This window comes from Amycolatopsis plumensis (assembly GCF_042652605.1).
GTDB classification, from domain to species: domain Bacteria; phylum Actinomycetota; class Actinomycetes; order Mycobacteriales; family Pseudonocardiaceae; genus Amycolatopsis; species Amycolatopsis plumensis.
This window is the reverse complement of sequence record NZ_JBHSJY010000001.1, coordinates 4,968,713-4,990,576: the sequence shown is the minus strand read 5'-3', so window position 1 is coordinate 4,990,576 and position 21,864 is coordinate 4,968,713. Positions and strand designations below refer to the sequence as shown.

Below are 21,864 nucleotides of genomic sequence, written 5' to 3'. Positions count from 1 at the left end.
GCCTTTCGGCTCTACACCAGGGACGCCAGGTCCGCCGTCCTGAGCTGGTCCGCCGTTACCTTCGTGTGGCCGTCTACCAGGGCTCCCAGTGCGTCTCCGTCGTCCCACATGTTCACGTTCATCGCCGCTGCCACTTCGCCCTCGCGCAGCCAGAACGCTGTGAACTCGCGGGCGGTCAGGTCGCCGCGGATCACCAGTTCGTCCGCCGCCGGGTCGGCGAGGCCGCGGTACTCGCAGCCCAGGTCGTACTGGTCGGTGAAGAAGTACGGCGAGGCCAGGAAGGGTTCGTCGCCGCCCAGGAGGTTCTGTGCCACGTGCGTGCCCTGGTCCTTCGCGTTCGCCCAGTGCTCCACACGGATTCGGCGGCCGAACCGCGGGTGGAAGTGGGCCGCGATGTCGCCCACCGCGTAGACCTCGGGCGCCGCCGTGCGCAGGGCCGCGTCCACCGCCACGCCGCCGTTGTCGGAGAGCTCCAGGCCCGCCGCGTGGGCCAGCTCCACGCGCGGGGCCGCGCCCACCGCGATCAGGACCACGTCCGCCGTCAGCTCTTCGCCGGTGCCGAGACGGACGCCGCGGACGCCGTCCGGGCCGCCCGTGATCTCCGCGACCTGCTGGCCCAGGCGGTACTGGACGCCGTTCGAGATGTGCAGGTCGCGGAAGACCGCGCCGACCGTCTCGCCGACCACGTTCGCCAGCGGCACCGGCACCGGGTCGACGACCGTCACCTCCGCGTGGTGCGTGCGGGCCGCCGCGGCCGCTTCGGAGCCTAGCCAGCCGGCGCCCACGATCAGCACGCGCTCGGCCGCGGCGAACGCCGAGCGGAGCTTGAGCGCGTCGTCCAGGGTGCGCAGCGTGTACAGCCCGGGAAGATCGCCGCCGGGGACCGGCAGACGGCGCGGGCGGGAGCCGGTGGCCAGCAGCAGCCGGTCGTAATGGTGCTCGCCGCCCGCGTCGTCGACAACCCGGCGGGCGCCGAGCTCGATGCGGGTCGCCGTGACGCCGGCGCCGAAGCGGATGTCCTTCTCGGCGTAGAACTTCTCTTCGTGCACCCAGTCGGGTTCGTCGGCGTTGCCCAGCAGTACGCCCTTCGACAGCGGCGGCAGCTCGTACGGGCGGTGCGGTTCCGAGCCCAGCAGCAGGATTTCGCCACCGTAACCGCGTTCGCGCACCGCGGCCGCCGCGGAGGCCCCACCCAGGCCCGCACCGACGATGACGATCTTCCGCGGCTCCGACATCCAGACCTCCCGAGGACGGCTCGTGCACCGGACGCTACTCCCGAGCGGGCCGCGCCACGACCGGGGAGTACGCCGAAAACCCGCAGAACGCAAGACAAAACCCGCGAGTAGGCAGATCGGGTGAACCCGCGTCATAGCGCCGCCGGGGTCCGCTCCCACCCTCGCACGGAGCACGACCACGACGAGGAAGCGAGGGCGGCGACCATGAGTCGGGGCGAGTGGTCGATCGGCTGCCGGGATCTGGCCGGCAGGCGCAGGGACGTGACGGTGTTCGTCAGCAACGACAAGGTGGTGCTGGTCGCGCCGCCGGGCGAGGCGGCGGTGCTCGGGCCGCTCGACGTCGGACGGCTGCGGGCCGCCCTGCGGGACGCCGTCGTCGCGACGGCCGACGAAGAAGAAAGCTGACAACTACCGTTCCTACTTTCCAGTAGGTTAGAGTCGGGCCCGACGAGAAGGGACCGGCCATGACGACCTACTTCGTGACGGGCGCGACGGGCTTCATCGGGAAACGCCTGGTCGCCCGGCTGCTGCAGCGGCCGGAGACGTCCGCGGTGTACGCGCTGGTGCGGGAGACCTCCCGCGAACGACTGGCCGGCCTGGCGCGGGACTGGCCCGGCGCGGACAAGCTGCACCCGGTGCCCGGCGACCTCGCCGAACCCCGGCTCGGCGCCGACCCCACCGGCCTCCCCCACCTCGACCACGTCGTCCACCTGGGCGCGATCTACGACCTGACCGCCGACGAGGAAGCCAACCGGCGGGCCAACGTCGAGGGCACCCGGCACCTGCTGGCCTTCGCCGCCGCGGCGCGGGCCGAGCTGGTGCACCACGTGTCGTCGATCGCCGTGGCGGGCGACCACGCCGGGCGGTTCACCGAAGCCGACTTCGACCTCGGCCAGCGCTTCGGCTCGCCGTACCACGCGACGAAGTTCCAGGCCGAAAAGCTCGTCCGCGAGCAGTTGCTGCCCTTCCGCGTCTACCGGCCCTCCGCCGTCGTCGGCGACTCGCGCACCGGCGAGATGGACAAGGTCGACGGGCCCTACTACTTCCTCCCGGCCATTTCGCGGCTGGCGGCCCTGCCCGCACGCCTGCCCCTGGCCGCCCCCGATCTGGGCGCGACGAACCTGGTGCCGGTCGACTACGTCGTCGAGGCGATGGACCACCTGATGCACCAGGACGCGCCTTCGGGGACGACCTACCACCTCGCCGCCGCGCGCCCGCAGCCGCTCAACTCCGTCTACAACGCCTTCGCGCGCGCCGCCGGCGGTCCGACGATCCGGGCCGTGCTCCCGGAGAAGCCGTCCGGCGCGCTCCGGCGGGTGGGTGCCCGCTTGGCGCACGCGGCCGCGGCCGGGATCGACCGCGTCCCCGGCGGCCGGGGCGCCCGCGCGGCCGTCCTCGACGAGCTCGGCGTCCCCCTTGCCGTGCTGCCGCACCTGACCATGGACGTCGTCTTCGACACCGCGCGCACCACGACGGCGTTGTTCGGCAGCGGCATCGAGCTCCCGGAGCTGCGGGACTACGCGGCGCCGCTCTACCGGTACTGGCAGGCCCACCTCGACCCCGACCGCGCGCGCCGCACCCACGGCCTGGCCGGGCGCACGGTGCTGATCACCGGCGCGTCCTCCGGGATCGGCCGCGCGTCGGCGCTGGCCGTGGCGCGCAAGGGTGCGAAGGTGATCCTCGTGGCCCGGCGCGCCTCCGAGCTCGAAGAGGTGCGGGCCGAGATCGTCGCGGCCGGCGGCACCGCCGCGGCGTACCCGTGCGACCTCACCGACGGCGACGCCGTCGACGCGCTGGTCAAGGACGTGCTCGGCGACCACGGCGCGGTGGACGTCCTGGTGAACAACGCCGGCCGGTCGATCCGGCGCTCGGTCACGCTGTCCACGCAGCGGTTCCACGACTTCGAGCGCACGATGGCGATCAACTACTTCGGGCCGGTGCGGCTGATCCTCGGCTTCCTGCCGTCGATGACCGAGCGCGGGTTCGGCCACGTCGTCAACGTGACGACCCAGGGCCTGCAGACCGACACCCCGCGGTTCTCGGCCTACCTGGCCTCGAAGGCGGCGCTCGAAGAGTTCGGGCTGACGGCCGGGCGGGAGACGCTCTCCGACGGCGTCACCTTCACGTCGGTGCGGATGCCGCTGGTCCGGACGCCGATGATCGCGCCGACCGGCTACCGCGGGATCCCGTCCAGCAGCCCGGAGCGGGCCGCCGCGCTGGTGGTGAAGGCGTGCGAGGAGCGGCCGGAGATCCTGAGCCTCCCCGAAGGCCGCGCCGCCGAACTGGCGACGCTCGCCGCGCCGCGGCTGGCCCGGTTCGCCGCGCACCTGGCCTACCGGGCGACGCCGGAGTCCGCGCCCGAGGCCCGCGGCCTGCCCCGCCGGTCCGCGCCGTCGTCGGTCGCGGGGGCGGTGACCCGGCTGATCTGGCGCCGTCGTGCCTGATTCCCGCGAATTCCGCCGAAACGCTGGCACGGACGCGACGGTACTTCTACCCTCGCGCGAGTCCCGTACACCCGTACGGGCTCTGACTGGGGAGTTCGAAATGCCGGTATTCAGCGTATCCAGCGTGTTCAGCGGCGGGCATCGCAGCGCCGACAAGACGGCCGTGATCGGCACCGCGAGGTGAGCCCGGCGGACGCCGCCCCGGTCCGCCGGGGCGGCGTCCGCACCGGTCCCGCGAGGGCGGCACCCGGCCGCTACCATCGCTTCCGGGCGTGATCGGACACGGAAGGCGGCACGGCGTGGACGTGATGAGTCCTGCGCCCGTCGCGACCGCACCACCCCGGCAGACCCGGCCGCTGCTGCGCTGGAGCCTCCACGCGAGCTGGGTGCTCGTGCTCGCGCTGGCCACCGAGTTCCGCGTCGGCCGCTTCGGCTTCCACCCCTCCGATCAGGGCTTCATCCTCGCCCAGGCGTGGCGCGTGCTCCACGGCGAAGTCCCGCACGCCGACATCATCTCCGCCCGCCCGCTGGGCTCGGCGGTGCTGCACGTCGCCGACTACGCGCTGCCGATGCCGCTGTTCTTCGGCTCCGGCTTCCTGGCCATGATCGAGCTCGTCGTGGCCACCATCGCGTTCGCCACGCTGGTCACCCGGCGCCGGGTGCTCGAGTGGGGCCCGGGGCTGACGGCGCTGGTCGCGGCCGCGTCGCTGCTCAACCTCAACGCCTTCCCGCTGATGGCCTGGCACACCGTGGACGGCATCTTCCTCACCGCGTGCGGCGCCTGGGCCCTGGACGCCGGCCTGCGCGGCGGCCACGTCTTCGCCCGCCGCGGCGGGCTGGTGCTGCTCGGCTGCGCGGTGCTCGTCAAGCAGAGCTTCGCGCCGGCCGCGGTGATCGGCCTCGGCTGGCTGCTGCTGCACCCGGCGACGCGGACCGGCACGCGCCGCGCGGTCCGGCTGGTTCTCGACCTCCTCGCGCTCGGCGCGCCCGGGATGGCGTACGTGGCGTGGGTGAGCCTCGGCGGCGGCTTCACGGAGATGGTCGGGCAGCTCACCGGCGGCCTGCCCGCGTACGGCGAGCGGCTGCTCGGGCTGTGGCTCGACGACCCCGAGGTGCTGACCCGGCCGCCGGTGCGGGAGCTGGGCTTCTTCGCCGCGATCGCCGTGGTGCTGCTGGCCGTCCGGCTCCCGGGTGACCGGCTGGGCGCGGCCGGGCGGGTGGCGTCCTGGGTGCTGGTGCTCGCCGGCGCCACGGCGGTGGTGTGGACCGTCGTCGACGGCCGGCTCACCGGGTCCACGCGCTGGGCCGACGTCCTGTGGTGGATCGTCGCGGTCAGCGTGCCGGTGCACGCGGCCGTGCGGCGGCAAGTGCCGTGGGCGGGGCTGCTCGTGCTCGCCACCGGGTTCATGACGAGCCTGTCGTGGGGCAACGACACCCCGACGCTGCTCTGCGGCACCCTCGCGCTGACGACGTTGCTGCTGCTGGGCCAGCTGGTCCCGGCTCGCCCGCGACCGAGCCGGCACAGCGCGGTGACGGCGACAGCGGGCTTGCTGGCGGTGGCGGTCTGCGGCTGGGTCGTCGTGGCGCGCCACGACCAGGCGGCCTACCTCGACGTCAGCCACGACCGGCTGACCGAGGACCTCGGCGCGGTCACCCCGGCGATGGCCGGGATCCGCACGAACCCGTCGACGTTCGCCTTCGTCCGGCAGATCCGCGCCTGCCTGGACCGCTTCCCGGCCGCGCGGACGGCGATCCTGCCGGACAGCCCGTTCGCCTACCCCGCGTTCGGCCTGCGCAACCCGTTCCCCCTCGAGTGGCCGCTGCCGCTGGAGATCGTCGGCGACGCACCCGGGCGCATGCTCGCGACGGCGGACCGGCTGAACCGCGAGGGCGGCTACCTGGTGCTGTTCCAGACGGATTCGTACCGGATGCTGGCGACGGGCGGCCCGGTGCCGGAGTCGATCCCGGCCGACACGCCGGTGTTCGACTACCTGGGGCTGGAGAAGGCGATCCAGGCCCGGCTCACGGGCCGCGTCGTGACCTGCGGCAGCTTCGTCGGGAAGTACGCCCCCTAGGACTCCCGCACCGCGCCGGTGAACTCCCGGAACGCGTCGATCAAGACCCGCGGGACGTCGTCCTCCGCGACGCCGACGAGGAGTTCGTCGAACCGCTTTCCTTCCTGGCCGACCTTGGCGCTGCGCGGGAACATGGCTTCCTCGTACTCCGCGAGCGCGGTTTCGACGGCACCGGGGTGCGCGGCGAGGGCGAGGCCGAGCTCGGCTCCGTCGAGCATGGCGAGGTTGGCGCCTTCGCCGTTGGCCGGCATGAGGTGGGCCGCGTCGCCGACGAGCGTCACCCCCGGAACGCGCGCCCAGCGGTGCCCGATCGGCAGGGTGCGGAGCGGCCGCAGGACGGGCGCGGTGTCGCCGTCGGTGATCAGCGCGGTGAGTTCGGGCGCCCAGCCGTCGAACTCCGCCGCGACCCGCGCGGCGGCCGCGGCGGGCTCGGTGAAGTCGAGCGCGTCGAACCACTCCAGCGGCCGGATCAGCGACACGTAGGTGTGGAGGGTGTCCCCGCTCTCCCGGTGGGCGTGGATGCCCTTGTCGGCCGAGGGCACCATCAGCGAGCCGCCGCCCACCGCCTTCGCGGCGGCGGGGTGCCGGGTGTCCGCGTCGTACAGGTAGGTCTCGACGAAGGCTTCGCCGGCGTACGCGGGCGTCGCGTCGGTGAGCAGGGGCCGGATCCGCGACCACGCGCCGTCGGCCCCGACCAGCAGCCCCGTGACGACGGTGCCACCGCCGGCGAAGGTGACCTCGTGGCGGCCGTCGCCGAGAGCGCGGGCACCGGTCACCTTGTGTCCCCAGTGGACAGTGCCGTCCGGCAGCGCGTCGAGCAGCATCCGCCGCAGATCGGCGCGCTGCACTTCGGGGCGACCGCCTGTGCCGTCGTCGGGCTCTTCGAACAGCACGGTTCCGTGCCGGTCGAGGACCCGCATCGCCTGCCTGCCCGGCAGGATCAGGGCGCGGAACTCCTCCATCAGCTCCGCCGCTTCGACGGCGACCTGCCCGTTGTAGTCGTGGATGTCGAGCATCCCGCCCTGGCTCCGCGCCGTCGGGGACGGCTCGGCTTCGTAGACCTCGGCCGGGATGCCGTGGACGTGCAGGACGCGGGCGAGAGTGAGGCCGCCGAGGCCGGCGCCGACGATCGTGACGTGCATGCGTTGCTCCTCCGGGTTTCGGTGTGACTCCCGAAGGCTGGCGAAGATCGCTGGCGCCGGGCGCACACCCGGCTGACGCGATGCTGGCACGCGCTGCCAGGCGCTGTCAGTCGGCCAGCAGGTCGTCCGGGCTGCCGGCGGCCAGGCCGGCCAGCACGTCGAGCGCCGCGGCGAGGGTCTCCACCGGTGGGGCCGACACCGCGATCCGGACCGCGTTCGGCGCGTGGCCCGGCAGGACCGCGAACGCCGCCGCCGGGGACAGCGCGATCCCCCGGCGGGCCGCCGCCGCGACGAACGTCTCCGCCCGCCAGCGCTCCGGCAGCTCCCACCAGCGGTGGTACGACGCCGGGTCGCCGCGCAGGCCCGGCAGCCGTTCGGCCACGACGACCGCGCGGGCGGCCGCGTCACGGCGTTTCGCCGCCTCGATGCTGGCGATGGTGCCCGTCACGATCCACTGCGTCGCCGCCTCGACGGCGAACCGGGACGCCGCCCAGGCACCCGAGCGCACCGACGACACCAGACGCGCCGTCCAAGCCGGGGGCGAGACGAGGAACCCCGCCGTCAAACCGGGTGCGACGCGCTTGGAGAGGCTGTCGACGAACATCGTGCGCTCCGGCGCGTACGCGGCGAAGGGGCGTACGTCGTCGCGCAGGAACGTGTAGATCCCGTCCTCGATTACCGGTAGGTCCAGGCGGCCCACCACCTCGGCGAGCTCGGCACGGCGCTGCGGCGGCATCGTCGTGCCGAGCGGGTTGTGCAGCGTCGGCTGGACGTAGAGCGCGCGCACCGGCCCGGCCGCTTCCAGGGCCGCCGGGACCAGGCCGGACTCGTCGGTTTCGATCGGCACGAGCTCCACGCCGAGCCGCGACGCCAGTGCCTTCACCACCGGGTAGGTCAGCGACTCCACCGCGAGCCGCTCGCCGACCGGAACGAACGCGGCGATCGAAGCGGCGAGCGCCTGCCTGCCGTTGCCGGTGAACAGCACCGTCGCCGGGTCCGGGCGCCAGTCGCCGCGGGCGAGCAGCCCGGCCGCCGCCTCGCGGGCCGCTCGCGTGCCCGCCGCGCCGATCGGGTGCAGAGCCGCGGTCAGGACGTCGTCGCGCAGCAACGGCTCCAGTGCGCGCGCCAGCCGCGCCGACTCCTCCGGCAGGACGGCGAAGTTGAGCTCGAGGTCGACGCGGGCTTCGCCGGGCTCGGCGAGCGCGGGTTCGGGCGGTGGCTTCGCCGCACGGACGAACGTGCCGCGGCCGACCTCGCCGACGGCCAGGCCGCGCCGGACGAGTTCGCCGTAGACGCGCGCGGCCGTGGAGCCGGCGATGCCCCGCTGCCGCGCGAAGCGGCGCTGGGGCGGCAGCCGGTCGCCGGGGCGGAGGCGGCCGGCTTCGATGTCGGCGGCGATGGCGTCGGCGACGACGCGGTAGTCGTCCATGCTCACCTTCCCGCCGGGAAACGCCGTCGGCGAGCATGATCCCACCCGGGCTATGTTGGCCGTGGAGGTGCCATGACCGACCAGACCTGGACCGCCGTCGACGACTACCTCGCCGGCGCGCTGCTCGCCCCCGACCCGGTGCTCGACTCGGCGCTGGCCGACGCCGACGCCGCCGGGCTCCCGCACATCGCCGTCGCGCCCAACCAGGGCAAGCTGCTCCACCTGCTGGCCCGGCTGGCCGGGGCACGCACGATCCTGGAGATCGGCACGCTCGGCGGGTACAGCACGATCTGGCTCGCCCGCGCGCTGCCGGCCGGCGGCAAGCTGGTGACCTGCGAATACGAGCCGAAACACGCCGAAGTCGCGAAGGCCAACCTGGCGCGGGCGGGCTTCGGCGAGGACGTCGTGGACATCCGCGTCGGCCCCGCGCTCGACACGCTGCCGACGCTGAGCGGGCCGTTCGACTTCGTCTTCATCGACGCCGACAAGGTCAACCTCGCGAACTACGTCCGCGCCTCGCTGGAGCTGGCGCGGCCGGGCACGGCGATCGTCGTGGACAACGTCGTCCGGCAGGGCCGGGTGGCCGACGCGGGCATCGACGACCCGAACGTCCGCGGCGCCCGCGAGATGTTCGAGCTGCTCGCCGCCGAGGACCGGATCGACGCGACCGCGGTCCAGACCGTCGGCGGCAAAGGGTACGACGGGTTCGTGCTGGCCCTGGTGCGGTGAGTCAGCGCGGCCGGACGGCCGTCGTGAACGCCCGCCAGACGTCGGCGGGGACGACGTCGCCGGTCAGCTTCCGGCCGCTCGCGTCCTTGAGCCGCCGCTCGTCGTCGGAGCCGATCCAGACCGCCGTCGCCAGCTGCGGGGTGTAGCCGACGGCCCAGGCGTCCTGGTAGTCCGGGCTGGTGCCGTGCTCCGCCTCGCCGGTGGACAGCGCCGCCGGGCCGCCGCCGGTGCGCAGGGTCGCGGTGACTTCCGCGGCGACGCGGCGGCTGGTGCCGTCGTCGCCGAACGCCGGGTTCGCGGTGTCCTGGTGCGCCCAGACGACCGCGCCGCTTTCGTCGCGGATCTTCGCCACCAGGTGCGGGGTGCTGCGCCGGCCACCGGCGGCGAAGGTCCCGTAGGCGCCCGCGACGTCCAGCGGCCGCAACGGGTACCGGCCGATCGCGATGCCCGGCCCGATGAGGAAGCCGTCCTTCTCGCGCAGGGTCGGGACGCCGTCCACGGCGTCCGGGATGCCGGCCCGCCGGGCGGCGTCGCTCACCGCCTCCGGGCCGAGTTTCTTCGCCAGCGCGACCAGGGTGGCGGCGGCGTGCGTTTCGACCGCCCGGCGCGGGGTGCACTTCTTGCCGCAGGGGTCCGGGTACTGGAAGGTCTCGCCGAGGAAGTCGACCTTCGAGAACCCCGGCATCGGCTGATCGGGGCCGAAGCCGTGGAGCAGCGCCGCGGTGAACGTGAACGGGTGGAACGCCGAGCCGAGCGCGTGCGGGGTGCTCGCGTAGTCGCGGACGCCCTGGTCACCGCCCTGGTAGGCGCGGACGGCCCCGGTACCGGGGTCGACCGCGACGACGGCGCCTCGGAACTCCTTCGGCTCGTCGTTCAGCTTGTCCCGCAACGCCTTCTTCGCGGCGTCCTGCATCCCGCGGTCCAGCGTCGTCTCGACGGTCAGGTTGCCCTGCTGGAGCCGGCCGAGCGGGAAGCCGTCCTGTTCGAGCTCGGCGAGGACCTGCTGCTTGACGTGGAACTCGTCGTAGGTGACGCGGCCGGCGCGGGTCTCCGACGGCGGCTGGATCTCGCCGCCGGGGTAGGCCATCGGCTCGTCACCGCCGACGTACCCGCGGCTCACGAGCTTGTCGCGCACGTACTGCCAGCGCCGGCTCGCGTGGAGATCGCCCGAGGCGGCGGGGTCGTGCACCGACGGGGACTGGATCATCCCGGCGAGGAAGGCGGCTTCGCTCCAGGTGATCGAGTCGTCGAGCTTCCGGCCGAAGTAGGCGTTCATCGCCGCGGCGGGCCCGAACGTGCCGCGGCCGAAGGAAATGATGTTGACGTAGCTCTCGAAGATCTGCTCCTTGCCCTGCTCCTGGGTGATCTTCGTGGCCAGCACCAGCTCGGCGAACTTGCGCCCGAGCGTCGCGTCTTCGTCGCCGGTGGACTTCTTGATGTACTGCTGGGTGATCCCGGACCCGCCGCCGACGCCGGTGAGGAACGCGCGGCCGATGCCGGTCGGGTCGAAGCCCTGGTTGTCCCAGAAGGTCGGGTCCTCGGTGGCGATGATCGCGTCCCGCAGCTTCGACGGCACCTGCGAGTAGGGAACGAACGTCCGGTCGCCGTCGGCCGGGGTCACCTTGAGCAGCTCGGACCCGTCCGCGTACTGCAGGACGACGGTCTTGTCGAGCCCGGCCAGGACTTCCTGGGGGCTGCGGACGTCGAGCACCAGGTAGGCGACCCAGAACGCGATCAGCGGCCCGCCGAGGAGGACGCCGAGCGTCCAGCCGGTGATCCGCCGGGCGCGGCGCCATCGCGGGTGGCCGGGCTTGTCTTCGTTCTCGGTCGGCAAGGTCACGAACGGATGACGACCGGACGGGGGACAAAGTTCGGTGGAAAAGCAACGGAGGTTGTTCGAATCCTGTGAAGGAGCCGGACAAGCTCAGGACAAGAAGGCCCGCAGCAGCGAGGCCGTGCCCTCGATGTGTTCCGCCATCGCCCGGCGGGCGGCGGGCGCGTCGCCGGCCAGTATCGCGTCCACGATCGCTTCGTGCTGGGCGTTCGAGTGCTCGAGGTTGGGCGGGAGCAAGGGGATCCGGTCGAGCAGCTGGTTGACGCGGCTGCGGGCGTCGGCGACCGCCGTGGTCAGCGAGCCCGACGCGGTGACCTCGGCGATGGCCAGGTGCAGCCGGGAGTCCTTGCGGCGGTAGTCGGCGAGCTCCGCGCCGGCGGCCTCGGCGAGCGTGCCGGTGAGGTGCTGGCGGTCGGCCGGGCTCAGCGACCGCGCGGCGGCCATCTCGGCGGCGCCGGTCTCGAGGACGTAGCGGAGGCTCAGCGCGTCTTCCAGCGAGACGGCGTCGACCTCGCCGCCCGGCTCGGGCGGGGCGGGCAGGGTGTCGTGCACGAACGTGCCGCCGTACCGGCCCCGTCGTGACTCCACGTAACCGGCGTCGGAGAGGGCGCGGATGGCCTCGCGCAGCGTGACGCGGCTGACGCCGAGCCGTTCGGCGAGCTCGCGTTCGGACGGCAGCCGCTCCCCCGCGCCGACGACACCCAGCCGGATCGCCTGCAGCAGCCGCTCGACGGTCTCCTCGAAGGCGTTGCCGGTGCGCACCGGCCGGAACAGCGCTTCGCCGGCGTTCACCACCGAGGTCGACTCCATCCCGCGAGTCTAGGCCGCGGCGCCGGGGTGGCCCTCACCCTGTGTTCGCGGTGCGGAAAACCGGTGGCCACGGCGGGCACTCTCGGCGACCATGGGACCACCGACACCGAACATCGACGCAGGGGGCGATCCGGTGCACTTTCTGATGGCCGAGGACCTGGTCCACGAACGCGAGAACGAGCTGCGCCACGGCGTCCGCAACCGCCCGCCGGGCCGCGCGACCCCTCGCCGCCGCGCGGGCACGAGGAAGCAGCAGCTCGGGTGGACGCTCGTGGCGGTCGGGCTGAAGCTGGCCGTGGAGCCGGAGGACTACGGGTCTGACACGTCACTTTCATAGGGAAAGTGCGGTCCCAGCGCTCCCTGGCGTCACTTTCGTAGGGAAAGTGCGGTCTCAGCACTCGATGACGTTCACCGCCAGGCCGCCGCGGGCCGTTTCCTTGTACTTGACGCTCATGTCCGCGCCCGTCTCGCGCATCGTCTTGATCGCCTTGTCCAGGGTCACCACGTGGCTGCCGTCGCCGCGCATCGCCATCCTCGCCGCGTGGATCGCCTTCGACGCTCCCACCGCGTTGCGCTCGATGCACGGGATCTGGACCAGGCCGCCCACCGGGTCGCACGTCAGGCCCAGGTGGTGCTCGACCCCAATCTCGGCCGCGTTCTCGACCTGCGCCGGGGTTCCGCCCAGCACCTCGGTCAGGCCCGCCGCCGCCATGGCCGAGGCCGAACCGACCTCGCCCTGGCAGCCGACCTCCGCGCCCGAGATCGAGCCCGTCTGCTTGAGGATCGAGCCGATCGCGCCCGCGGTGAGCAGGAACGTCACGATGCCGTCGTCGTTCGAATGGCGGATGAAGCGCTGGTAGTAGTGCAGCACCGCCGGGATGATCCCGGCCGCGCCGTTGGTCGGGGCCGTCACCACCCGGCCGCCCGCGGCGTTCTCCTCGTTGACGGCGAGGGCGTACAGGCTCACCCAGTCCATCGCGTACAGCGGGTCGTCCGCGCCGTCCTCGGCCAGCAGCTTCTCGTGCAGCGCCCGCGCCCGCCGCGGGACCTTCAGGCCGCCTGGCAGCACCCCTTCGTGGGTGCAGCCGTTGCGGACGCACTCCGCCATGACCGCCCAGATGTCCAGCAGCCCCGACCGCACCTCGTCCGCGGTGCGCCAGGACAGTTCGTTCGCCAGCATGATTTCGCTGATGGGCAGGCCCGTCGACGCGCAGTGCGCGAGCAGGTCGGCACCCGTGCGGAACGGGTACGGCACCGGCGTGGAGTCCTCGACGAACACCGTGTCCGTCTCGTACGACTCGTCGCGGACGAAACCGCCGCCGACCGAGTAGTACGTCCGCTCGCGCAGCAGCGCACCCTCGGCGTCGAAGGCGCGGAAGACCATGCCGTTCGGGTGGGCGGGCAGCGACTTGCGGCGGTGCATGGTGAGGTCGGTGTCCTCGTCGAACGCGATTTCGTGCGTGCCGGCCAGCAGCAACCGGCCCGACTCGCGGATCGACGAGATGCGGCCCGGCACGGTGTCCGTGTCGATCTCTTCGGGACGCTCACCGGACAGCCCGAGCAGGACGGCCTTGTCGCTGCCGTGGCCGAACCCGGTCGCGCCGAGCGAGCCGAACAGCTCGGCCTGGACCCGGGAGGTCCGCGCGAGGTCGTCGCCGAGTCCGTCCACAAAGGTCAGTGCCGCCCGCATCGGCCCGACGGTGTGGGAACTCGACGGGCCGATGCCGATGGAAAACAGGTCGAAGACGCTGATCGCCATTGATCCGCCCCTTCCTATCGGGCCAGCAGCGAGCTGGCCTCTTGCGAAGCCGGGCCCTGGTCGGCGAGGTGGGCCAGGTTCTCCGGCAGCTCTTCTCCACGGTAACGCTTGGTCTGCGCGTAGAGCCGTCCCGCGCGGTACGACGAGCGCACCAGCGGCCCGGCCATCACCCCGGCGAAACCCATCGCCTCGGCCGCCTTCGAGTGCTCGACGAACTCCTCCGGCTTCACCCACCGGTCCACCGGGTGATGCCGCGGCGACGGACGCAGATACTGCGTGATCGTCAGGATCTCGCACCCGGCGTCGACCAGGTCCTGCATCGCCGGAGCCACCTCGTCGGGCGTCTCACCCATGCCGAGGATCAGGTTCGACTTCGTCACCAAACCAGCCTCACGAGCCTTCGTGATGACCTCCAGCGACCGCGCATACCGGAAACCAGGCCGGATCCGCTTGAAAATCCGCGGCACCGTCTCCACGTTGTGCGCCAGCACCTCCGGCCGCGACCCGAACACCTCCGCCAACTGCTCCGGGTCGGCGTTGAAGTCCGGGATCAGCAGCTCGACGCCGGTACCCGGATTGAGAGCGTGGATCTGCCGGACAGTCTCCGCGTACAGCCAGGCGCCGCCGTCCTCAAGGTCGTCCCGGGCGACACCGGTGACCGTGGAGTACCGCAAGCCCATGGCCTGCACCGACTCCGCGACCTTCCGGGGTTCCGTGCGGTCGAGAGCGGCGGGCTTGCCCGTGTCGATCTGACAGAAGTCACACCGCCGGGTGCACTGATCCCCACCGATCAGGAACGTCGCCTCCCGGTCCTCCCAGCACTCGTAAATGTTGGGACAACCCGCCTCTTCACACACCGTGTGCAGACCCTCGCGACGCACCAGACCCTTGAGCTCGGTGAACTCCGGCCCCATCCGCACCCGCGTCTTGATCCACGACGGCTTCTTCTCGATCGGCGTCTCACTGTTACGCACCTCGAGACGCAGCAGCTTCCGGCCCTCGGGCTGGGCGCTCATCGGGAAAGGTCCGCGTACAGCGGGTGCTTCTTCGCGAGGGTCTCGACGCGGTCGCGCAGCTTCGCCCGCACGGCGTCGTCGAAGTCCGGCTTCAGCGCCTCGGCGATGACGTCGGCGACCTCGGCGAAGTCCTCGGCTTCGAAACCGCGGGTGGCCAGGGCGGGCGTGCCGATGCGCAGGCCGGAGGTGATCATCGGCGGGCGCGGGTCGAACGGGACGGCGTTGCGGTTGACCGTGATGCCGACCTCGTGCAGCCGGTCCTCGGCCTGCTGGCCGTCCAGGGTGGACTGGACGAGGTCGACGAGCACCAGGTGGACGTCGGTGCCGCCGGTCAGCACTCGGACACCGGCGTCGGCACAGTCCGACTGGGACAGCCGCTCGGCCAGGATCCGCGAGCCCTCCAGAGTGCGCTGCTGGCGCTCCTTGAACTCCTCGCTCGCGGCGATCTTCAGCGCGACGGCCTTGGCCGCGATGACGTGTTCGAGCGGTCCGCCCTGCTGGCCCGGGAACACCGCCGAGTTGATCTTCTTGGCCAGCTCCTCGCGGCACAGGATGAGTCCGCCGCGCGGGCCGCCGAGGGTCTTGTGCGTGGTCGTGGTGACGATGTCGGCGTGCGGCACCGGCGACGGGTGCAGCCCGGCCGCGACCAGCCCGGCGAAGTGCGCCATGTCGACCATGAGGCGAGCGCCGACCTTGTCCGCGATCCGGCGGAACTCGGCGAAGTCGAGCTGACGCGGGTAGGCCGACCAGCCGGCGATGATCAGCTTCGGCTCGTGCTCGACGGCCAGCCGCTCGATCTCGGCGAGGTCGACGATCCCGGTTTCCTTGTCGACGTGGTAGGCGACGACGTTGTAGAGCTTGCCCGAGAAGTTGATCTTCATCCCGTGCGTCAGGTGACCGCCGTGGGCCAGGTCGAGGCCGAGGATCGTGTCGCCCGGCTTGAGCACGGCGAACATCGCGGCCGCGTTGGCCTGCGCGCCCGAGTGCGGCTGGACGTTGGCGTGCTCGGCGCCGAAGAGGCCTTCGCGCGGTCGATCGCGAGCTGCTCGACGACGTCGACGTGCTCGCAGCCGCCGTAGTAGCGGCGGCCGGGGTAGCCCTCGGCGTACTTGTTGGTCAGCACCGAGCCCTGCGCCTCGAGCACGCCCACCGGGGCGAAGTTCTCGGAGGCGATCATCTCCAGGGTCGACTGCTGGCGGTTCAGCTCGTCCGCGACGGCCGCGGCGACCTCGGGGTCGACTTCGGACAGGTGCTGGTCGAACGTCGTCATCAGTTCTCCTGGGTGTGCGCGGCGTAGGCGGCGGCGTCGAGCAGGTCCGGCACGTCCCCGGTCAGACGCACCTTCAGGAGCCATCCTTCGGTGTACGGGTCGGAGTTGATGACCTCGGGGGTGTCCGATGTGGTGCCGTTCACCTCGACGACCTCGCCGGAGACCGGCGCGTACAGCTCGCTGACCGACTTGGTCGACTCGACCTCGCCGAACACCTCGCCGGCGGTGATCGCCGAGCCCGCGTCGGGCAGCTGGACGAACACGATGTCACCGAGCGACTCGGCGGCGAAGGCGGTGATGCCGACGGTGGCGATGCCGTCCTCGACCTTCAGCCACTCGTGTTCCTTGGTGTACTGCAGGTTCTCGGGGATGCTCACGGTTCGTTCAGTCCTTACGCGCGGGAGTAGAAGGGCAGGGCGACGACCTCGACGGGCTCGATCCTGCCCCGGATGTCGACGGAGAGCTCGGTGCCGGGCTCGGCGTACGCCCGATCGACGTACGCCATGGCGATCGGGTAACCGAGGGTGGGCGACAGCGCGCCGCTGGTGACCTCGCCGATCTCGGTGCCGTCGGCCAGCACCGCGTAGCCGTGGCGCGGGGCGCGGCGACCGGCGCCCTTGAGCCCGACCCGCACGCGCGGGACGTCGGCCTTGGACCGCTCTTCGAGCGCCGCGCGGCCGACGAAGTCGCCCGGCTTCTCGAACTTGACGACGCGGCCCAGTCCCGCCTCGAAGGGGCTCTGCTCGACCGTGAGTTCGTTGCCGTACAACGGCATCCCGGCTTCGAGCCGCAGCGTGTCGCGGCAGGCCAGGCCGGCCGGGACCAGGCCGTGCGGCTCGCCGGCCTCCAGCAGCAGGCGCCACAGCGCCGGTGCCTCGTCGGCGTCGACGAACAGCTCGAAGCCGTCTTCGCCGGTGTAGCCGGTGCGGGCCAGCAGCACGTCGTGGCCCTTCACCGAGGTCGGGACGCTGGCGTAGTACTTCAGCGCGTCCAGGTCGGCGTCGGTGACCGCGCCCAGGATCTCGACGGCCTTCGGGCCCTGGACGGCGATCAGCGCGGTGGTCTCGGACTTGTCGTCGACTTTCGCGTCGAAGCCCGCGACCCGCTCGGCGAGGGCGTCCGCGACGACCTGCGCGTTGCCCGCGTTCGCGACGACGAGGTAGTGCTCGTCGGCCAGGCGGTAGACGACGAGGTCGTCCAGGACACCGCCTTCGGCATTGCAGATCATCGTGTACCGCGCCCGGCCCGCCTTGACGCCGGTGAGGTTGCCGACCAGCGCGAAGTCCAGGACGTCGGCCGCCTGCTTGCCGGTGACGTGGATCTCGGCCATGTGCGAGAGGTCGAACAGCCCGGCCGCCTCGCGGACGGCCTTGTGCTCGGCCAGCTCACTGGCGTAGCGGACCGGCATGGACCAGCCGGCGAAGTCGGTGAACAGCGCACCGAGTCCCTTGTGGACTCCGTGCAGCGAGGTTTCGCGAGACATGGGGAAAAGGTCGCCTTCCGTAGGTGGTCGTGAGTGAGAAACAGTGTTCTAACCCTGTTTCACACTCACGAGCCGTACTCGCTGAGGGGCGGGCAGGAGCACACGAGGTTACGGTCGCCGCGGGCGCCGTCGATGCGACGCACCGGGGGCCAGTACTTGTTCTTGCGCGAAACACCCGCCGGGTACACGGCCAGCTCGCGGTCGTAGCGCTTGTCCCACTCGCCGACCAGCGTCTCCGCGGTGTGCGGGGCACCCCGCAGCGGCGATTCCTCGGCAGTCCACTTCCCGGAAGCGACCTCGTCGATCTCGGCGCGGATGGCGATCATCGCGTCGCAGAACCGGTCGATCTCGCCCAGGTCCTCGGACTCGGTCGGCTCCACCATCAGCGTGCCGGCGACCGGGAACGACATCGTCGGCGCGTGGAAGCCGTAGTCGATGAGCCGCTTGGCGACGTCGTCGACCGTCACGCCGGTCTCCTTGGTGAGCTGGCGCAGGTCGAGGATGCACTCGTGGGCGACCAGGCCGTCCTGGCCCGTGTAGAGCACCGGGTAGTGCGGGGCGAGCCGCGAAGCGACGTAGTTCGCGGCCAGCACGGCGACCTTCGTGGCCGCGGTCAGGCCGGGCGCGCCCATCATCCGGACGTAGGCCCAGGAGATCGGCAGGATCGACGCCGAGCCGTAGGGCGCGCCGCTGATCGGGCCGACGCCGGTTTCCGGGCCGGCGGCGTCGAGCAGCGGGTGGTTCGGCAGGTAGGGCGCCAGGTGCGCGCGCACCGCGACCGGGCCGACACCGGGGCCGCCACCGCCGTGCGGGATGCAGAACGTCTTGTGCAGGTTCAGGTGGGAGACGTCGCCGCCGAACTCGCCCGGCTTCGCCAGGCCCAGCAGGGCGTTGAGGTTCGCACCGTCGACATAGACCTGGCCACCGCCGTCGTGGACGATCTTGGCCAGCTCGTCGATGTCGTGCTCGTACACGCCGTGCGTGGACGGGTAGGTGACCATGATCGCGGCCAGGGTGTCGCGATGGGTGTCCACCTTGGACCGCAGGTCGGCGAGGTCGACGTTGCCCTCGTCGGTGCACTTGACGACGACCACGCGCATCCCGGCGAGCACCGCGGACGCGGCGTTGGTGCCGTGCGCGGACGACGGGATCAGGCAGACGTCACGAGCTTCGTCACCGTTCGCGCGGTGGTACGCGCGGATCGCGAGGAGGCCGGCGAGTTCGCCCTGGCTGCCCGCGTTCGGCTGGAGCGACACCTTGTCGTAGCCGGTCACCTCGGCCAGCCACTCGGCCAGCTGCGCGACGAGGACGTGGTAGCCCTCGGCGTCCTCGGCCGGCGCGAACGGGTGGATGCCCGCGAACTCGCGCCAGCTGATCGGCTCCATCTCCGTGGTGGCGTTGAGCTTCATCGTGCAGGAGCCGAGCGGGATCATGCCGCGGTCGAGCGCGTAGTCCAGGTCGGACAGCTTCCGCAGGTAGCGCAGCATCGCCGTCTCGGAGCGGTGGGTGCCGAAGACCTCGTGGCCCATGAAGCCGCTCTCGCGGGCCAGGCCGTTCGGCAGCGCGACACCATCGCTGACCTCTTCTTCGACGCCGAACGCGCGGAGGACCTTCGCGGTGATCGCGGGGGTGCTGACCTCGTCGAAGGCGACGCGGACGTGGTCGCCGTCGACGTGACCGAGGTTGATCCCGGCCGCGCGGGCGGCCGCGTGGACCTCGGCGGCCTGACCCGGGACGCGCGCGACGACCGTGTCGAAGAAGGACTCGTGCACGACCTCGACGCCGGTCCGGCGCAGGGCGTCCGCGAAGCCCGCGGCGAGGCCGTGGACGCGCTGGGCGATCTTCTTCAGGCCGTCCGGGCCGTGGTAGACCGCGTACATCGCGGCCAGCACCGCCGGGAGGACCTGCGCGGTGCAGATGTTGGACGTCGCCTTCTCGCGGCGGATGTGCTGCTCACGGGTCTGCAGGGCGAGGCGGTAGGCGGCGCTGCCGTCGGCGTCGACCGAGACGCCGACCAGGCGACCCGGCAGCGAGCGCTCGAGCCCGGCGCGGACGGACATGTACCCGGCGTGCGGGCCGCCGTAGCCGAGCGGGACGCCGAAGCGCTGGGTCGAGCCGGCGGCGACGTCGGCTCCGAACTCGCCGGGCGAGGTGATCAGGGTGAGCGCGAGGAGGTCGGCGGCCACGGTGAACAGCGCCCCCGCGGCCTTCGCCGACTCGGAAATCGCGTGGTAGAAGCCGCGGCCGCGCAGCACGCCGGACGCGCCCGGGTACTGGACGACGACGCCGAAGAAGTCCTCGGGCAGGCCGGTGAGCAGGTCGCGGACCTCGACCTCGATGCCCAGGGCCTCGACGCGGGTGCGCACGACGGCGATGGTCTGCGGCAGGCACTCGGCGTCGAGGACGACCTTGTTGGACTTCGACTTCGACGCGCGGCGCATCAGCGTAACGGCTTCGGCGACGGCGGTCGACTCGTCCAGCAGCGAGGCGTTCGCGGTGGCCAGGCCGGTCAGGTCGGCGACCATGGTCTGGAAGTTGAGGAGGGCTTCGAGACGGCCCTGGGAGATTTCCGGCTGGTAGGGCGTGTACGCGGTGTACCAGGCCGGGTTCTCGAGGACGTTGCGGCGGATCACGCCGGGGGTCACGGTGTCGGAGTAGCCGAGGCCGATCATCTGCGTCATCGGCCGGTTGCGCGCGGCGAGGGCGCGCAGCTCCGCGGTGGCGTCCTCTTCGGACGCGGCGGGCGGGAGCCGCAGGTCACGGGTGGCGCGGATGGCGCTCGGGACAGCGGCCCCGACGAGGGCGTCCAGGCTGCCGTAGCCGCACTCGGCCAGCATCTTCGCGCGTTCGGCCTCGGACGGGCCGATGTGGCGGGCGTCGAACTGCGTGGAAGTGATGGGGAGCTCCTCGGGCCGGGCACCGGGCAGAACGGTGCGCTGGGAACTCCCCCTCTGTCATGGCACCTGAGAGTTTCACCGCCTGTGCAGCGGCTTTCACCTTGGGTGAGGCGCGGGTGCGCCTGCTTTCCAGAGTGGCCTCGCGCGAAGCGGTAGCAGGTACCTGAGAGATTCCGGGGAGTTTGCTCCTTCGGTGCCCCACCGACTTCGTGAGGGCTCTCCCGCCTCGGCTCGACGGCCCGATCTGCAGTTGTGACGGTCACGGTACCTGCCGCTTCCCGCGGCCGTCTACTTCACCCGGGCAACACCACATCAGTCTTCGAGCGCGGCTCGACGGCGCGCCCCCCATGCAGTGAATGACTCATTCCTGGCGTCGGACGCCAGGAATGAGTCATTCACTGCGTTCCGGCGACGCGACGCACCACGCTTCCCGCCAGCACCGGCGGCCGCCGGACCCGGCCGGAGGGCAGCACCAGGCGCTTCAGCGGGCCGCCGAGCGGCACCGGCGGGAGGCCCGCGCCCAGCAGGACCTGCTCGACGATCTGCTCGGCGTGCCAGGCCACCGAGTCGTTGAGCCGGTCCAGGGACGGCCGGTCGCCGTCGAAGACGTCCTCGTCGGCCAGGGTCACCTCGAAGTGCGCGCAGCCCGGCGGGACCGCGACCGCCTCCTCGATCGCCCGGGCCCCCTCCAGCGGGTCCTCGAACCCCGCCTCACGCAGCGCCGACCGGTAGATGCGGGCCGCTCGCGCGCGCATCCGCGGGCCGTAGCGGACGACGACCGGGAGCCGTCCGGTCAGGTCCGGCACGGCCAGGCCGTGCAGCAGCATGATCGGCGGCACCGAGTGCACCAGCCGCGGCGCGGGTTCGGCCAGCTCGCGCGCGGTGATCCGGACCCGGTCGGCCATCGCGTCGGGGAGGCCGAAGTAGCGGAAGTCGACGTTGCCGAACCCGAGGCCGTCGGCGATCAGCGAGGCCAGCAGCTCGCCGTACCCCCAGATCGGCGACAGCACGACCACCGGCGGCGCGGCGACGACCGGCGACGGCACCGACGGCCGCGTCGCCTCCTGCTCGGGCACCTGGATGACCAGCCGCGGCGGCTCGTGCCAGTCGTGCACCTCGGCGACCCGCCAGTACAGCCCGAGCGGCCGCCAGAGCTCGCCGAGGACGTCGTGCTCGATGATGCGGCGCACCTCGGCGTCGTCGTGGGGGAAGTCCCGCGGCGGCACGATCCCGACGTAGTGGTGGTAGGTGACGCGGACCTCGTCGCCGCGGGTGGCCGAGCGGATCCGCATCTCCCAGTCGATCGGCGACGCCGCGATCGCGTTGGCGACCTGCGTGCCGGGCGAGGAGTAGACGAGCGCGGTGGCCTGCCGGAGGAACTGCCCGGCCCGGTCGATGCCCTCCCGCAGCGCCTTCGCCGCCTGGGCGACGTGCACCGGCGAAGCCAGCGAATCCGGCAGGACGCCGGCGACGCGCAGCAGCTCGGCCTCCCCGAGCCCGGTGACCTCGGCGAGCTGCGCCCAGTGGTCGAACACCGTCACCTTCGGCGCGTGCCGGTGCTCGATCCAGCTGCGCAACGTCGACGTCGGAACGCCGATGCGCCGCGCGGCCTCGTCCAGGGACAGGCCCCGCGAGCGGATGCCCGTCCGGACCGCTTCCGCCCACTCGCCGGCGCGCCAGTGCGTCACCTCACAAAGCTAACGAAACCCGCTAGCTTTGCGCAGGGACAACCCGCCCACGG

General features: G+C 72.2%; 16 protein-coding genes, 1 pseudogene and 1 riboswitch. Of the genes and pseudogenes, 5 read left to right on the top strand and 12 right to left on the bottom strand.

Translation table 11 applies throughout. The features are described 5' to 3' along the window. Nucleotides 1-11: 11 nt before the first annotated feature. Nucleotides 12-1,235, bottom strand: coding sequence for an NAD(P)/FAD-dependent oxidoreductase (locus ACFPLC_RS24125; protein WP_378204384.1), 1,224 nt, complete (start codon nucleotides 1,233-1,235; stop codon nucleotides 12-14). A 204-nt stretch (nucleotides 1,236-1,439) separates the two neighbouring features. Between ACFPLC_RS24125 and ACFPLC_RS24120 the strand changes: the two genes are divergently transcribed. From ACFPLC_RS24120 to ACFPLC_RS24110, 3 genes are all read left to right on the top strand, one after another. Continuing rightward, nucleotides 1,440-1,640: a hypothetical protein gene (locus tag ACFPLC_RS24120; RefSeq protein WP_013223722.1), complete on the top strand. Its 201-nt coding sequence runs from the start codon at nucleotides 1,440-1,442 to the stop codon at nucleotides 1,638-1,640. A 59-nt stretch (nucleotides 1,641-1,699) separates the two neighbouring features. Further along, the gene (locus ACFPLC_RS24115; protein ID WP_378204380.1) at nucleotides 1,700-3,679 is read left to right on the top strand and encodes an SDR family oxidoreductase; all 1,980 of its coding nucleotides are present in this window, start codon (nucleotides 1,700-1,702) and stop codon (nucleotides 3,677-3,679) included. 299 nt (nucleotides 3,680-3,978) lie between these two features. Then, nucleotides 3,979-5,754 carry a hypothetical protein gene (locus ACFPLC_RS24110; protein WP_378204377.1) on the top strand — a complete coding sequence of 592 codons (1,776 nt, stop codon included), beginning with the start codon at nucleotides 3,979-3,981 and terminating at the stop codon, nucleotides 5,752-5,754. Here the strand turns inward: ACFPLC_RS24110 and ACFPLC_RS24105 are convergent. Continuing rightward, nucleotides 5,751-6,896: an FAD-dependent oxidoreductase gene (locus tag ACFPLC_RS24105; protein WP_378204374.1), complete on the bottom strand. Its 1,146-nt coding sequence runs from the start codon at nucleotides 6,894-6,896 to the stop codon at nucleotides 5,751-5,753. The two genes, ACFPLC_RS24110 and ACFPLC_RS24105, sit on opposite strands and share 4 nt — an antisense overlap. 106 nt (nucleotides 6,897-7,002) lie before the next feature. Continuing rightward, nucleotides 7,003-8,325 (bottom strand): aminotransferase-like domain-containing protein, encoded by a 1,323-nt coding sequence (locus ACFPLC_RS24100; protein WP_378204371.1) that lies wholly within the window; start codon nucleotides 8,323-8,325, stop codon nucleotides 7,003-7,005. 72 nt (nucleotides 8,326-8,397) lie between these two features. On the opposite strand from ACFPLC_RS24100, the gene ACFPLC_RS24095 reads away from it, so the two are divergent. Beyond that, nucleotides 8,398-9,054, top strand: a complete 657-nt coding sequence (locus ACFPLC_RS24095; RefSeq protein WP_378204368.1) for an O-methyltransferase — start codon at nucleotides 8,398-8,400, stop codon at nucleotides 9,052-9,054. A gap of 1 nt (nucleotide 9,055) precedes the next feature. Here the strand turns inward: ACFPLC_RS24095 and ACFPLC_RS24090 are convergent, their stop codons facing one another. Together ACFPLC_RS24090 and ACFPLC_RS24085 are read right to left on the bottom strand one after the other, a co-directional pair. Further along, the gene (locus ACFPLC_RS24090) at nucleotides 9,056-10,894 is read right to left on the bottom strand and encodes a transglycosylase domain-containing protein (RefSeq protein ID WP_378204365.1); all 1,839 of its coding nucleotides are present in this window, start codon (nucleotides 10,892-10,894) and stop codon (nucleotides 9,056-9,058) included. 84 nt (nucleotides 10,895-10,978) lie between these two features. After that, a complete protein-coding gene (locus ACFPLC_RS24085) occupies nucleotides 10,979-11,698 on the bottom strand; it encodes a FadR/GntR family transcriptional regulator (protein ID WP_378204362.1) in 720 nt (239 codons plus the stop codon). A gap of 91 nt (nucleotides 11,699-11,789) precedes the next feature. Between ACFPLC_RS24085 and ACFPLC_RS24080 the strand changes: the two genes are divergently transcribed. After that, complete coding sequence (locus tag ACFPLC_RS24080) at nucleotides 11,790-12,035, top strand: hypothetical protein (protein WP_378204359.1); 246 nt, start codon at nucleotides 11,790-11,792, stop codon at nucleotides 12,033-12,035. A gap of 54 nt (nucleotides 12,036-12,089) precedes the next feature. Here the strand turns inward: ACFPLC_RS24080 and ACFPLC_RS24075 are convergent, their stop codons facing one another. From ACFPLC_RS24075 to ACFPLC_RS24045, 7 genes and pseudogenes are all read right to left on the bottom strand, one after another. Further along, on the bottom strand, nucleotides 12,090-13,457 hold the full coding sequence (locus ACFPLC_RS24075) for an L-serine ammonia-lyase (RefSeq protein WP_378204355.1): 1,368 nt from the start codon (nucleotides 13,455-13,457) through the stop codon (nucleotides 12,090-12,092). A 14-nt stretch (nucleotides 13,458-13,471) separates the two neighbouring features. Then, nucleotides 13,472-14,473, bottom strand: a complete 1,002-nt coding sequence (lipA, locus tag ACFPLC_RS24070; protein ID WP_378235927.1) for a lipoyl synthase — start codon at nucleotides 14,471-14,473, stop codon at nucleotides 13,472-13,474. After that, nucleotides 14,470-15,743: pseudogene (gene glyA, locus ACFPLC_RS24065) on the bottom strand (serine hydroxymethyltransferase). Before glyA ends, lipA begins: the two are co-directional and overlap by 4 nt. Beyond that, nucleotides 15,743-16,120, bottom strand: a complete 378-nt coding sequence (gene gcvH / locus ACFPLC_RS24060; RefSeq protein ID WP_378207699.1) for a glycine cleavage system protein GcvH — start codon at nucleotides 16,118-16,120, stop codon at nucleotides 15,743-15,745. Before gcvH ends, glyA begins: the two are co-directional and overlap by 1 nt. Before the next feature lie 14 nt (nucleotides 16,121-16,134). Further along, entirely contained in the window at nucleotides 16,135-17,226 is a 1,092-nt protein-coding gene (gcvT, locus tag ACFPLC_RS24055; RefSeq protein ID WP_378207696.1) for a glycine cleavage system aminomethyltransferase GcvT, read from the bottom strand. A 65-nt stretch (nucleotides 17,227-17,291) separates the two neighbouring features. After that, nucleotides 17,292-20,123 (bottom strand): aminomethyl-transferring glycine dehydrogenase, encoded by a 2,832-nt coding sequence (gene gcvP, locus ACFPLC_RS24050; protein ID WP_378207707.1) that lies wholly within the window; start codon nucleotides 20,121-20,123, stop codon nucleotides 17,292-17,294. A 140-nt stretch (nucleotides 20,124-20,263) separates the two neighbouring features. After that, nucleotides 20,264-20,357, bottom strand: a riboswitch (glycine riboswitch). Nucleotides 20,358-20,518: 161 nt separating this feature from the next. Continuing rightward, nucleotides 20,519-21,811, bottom strand: a complete 1,293-nt coding sequence (locus tag ACFPLC_RS24045) for a helix-turn-helix domain-containing protein (protein ID WP_378235926.1) — start codon at nucleotides 21,809-21,811, stop codon at nucleotides 20,519-20,521. Nucleotides 21,812-21,864: the final 53 nt, after the last annotated feature.

Coding starts and splice junctions, on each gene's coding strand:
- ACFPLC_RS24125 (WP_378204384.1), bottom strand. CDS start 1,235: ATGTCGGAGCCGCGGAAGATCGTCATCGTCGGTGCGGGCCTGGGTGGG.
- ACFPLC_RS24120 (WP_013223722.1), top strand. CDS start 1,440: ATGAGTCGGGGCGAGTGGTCGATCGGCTGCCGGGATCTGGCCGGCAGG.
- ACFPLC_RS24115 (WP_378204380.1), top strand. CDS start 1,700: ATGACGACCTACTTCGTGACGGGCGCGACGGGCTTCATCGGGAAACGC.
- ACFPLC_RS24105 (WP_378204374.1), bottom strand. CDS start 6,896: ATGCACGTCACGATCGTCGGCGCCGGCCTCGGCGGCCTCACTCTCGCC.
- ACFPLC_RS24100 (WP_378204371.1), bottom strand. CDS start 8,325: ATGGACGACTACCGCGTCGTCGCCGACGCCATCGCCGCCGACATCGAA.
- ACFPLC_RS24095 (WP_378204368.1), top strand. CDS start 8,398: ATGACCGACCAGACCTGGACCGCCGTCGACGACTACCTCGCCGGCGCG.
- ACFPLC_RS24085 (WP_378204362.1), bottom strand. CDS start 11,698: ATGGAGTCGACCTCGGTGGTGAACGCCGGCGAAGCGCTGTTCCGGCCG.
- ACFPLC_RS24080 (WP_378204359.1), top strand. CDS start 11,790: ATGGGACCACCGACACCGAACATCGACGCAGGGGGCGATCCGGTGCAC.
- ACFPLC_RS24075 (WP_378204355.1), bottom strand. CDS start 13,457: ATGGCGATCAGCGTCTTCGACCTGTTTTCCATCGGCATCGGCCCGTCG.
- lipA (WP_378235927.1), bottom strand. CDS start 14,473: ATGAGCGCCCAGCCCGAGGGCCGGAAGCTGCTGCGTCTCGAGGTGCGT.
- gcvT (WP_378207696.1), bottom strand. CDS start 17,226: ATGTCTCGCGAAACCTCGCTGCACGGAGTCCACAAGGGACTCGGTGCG.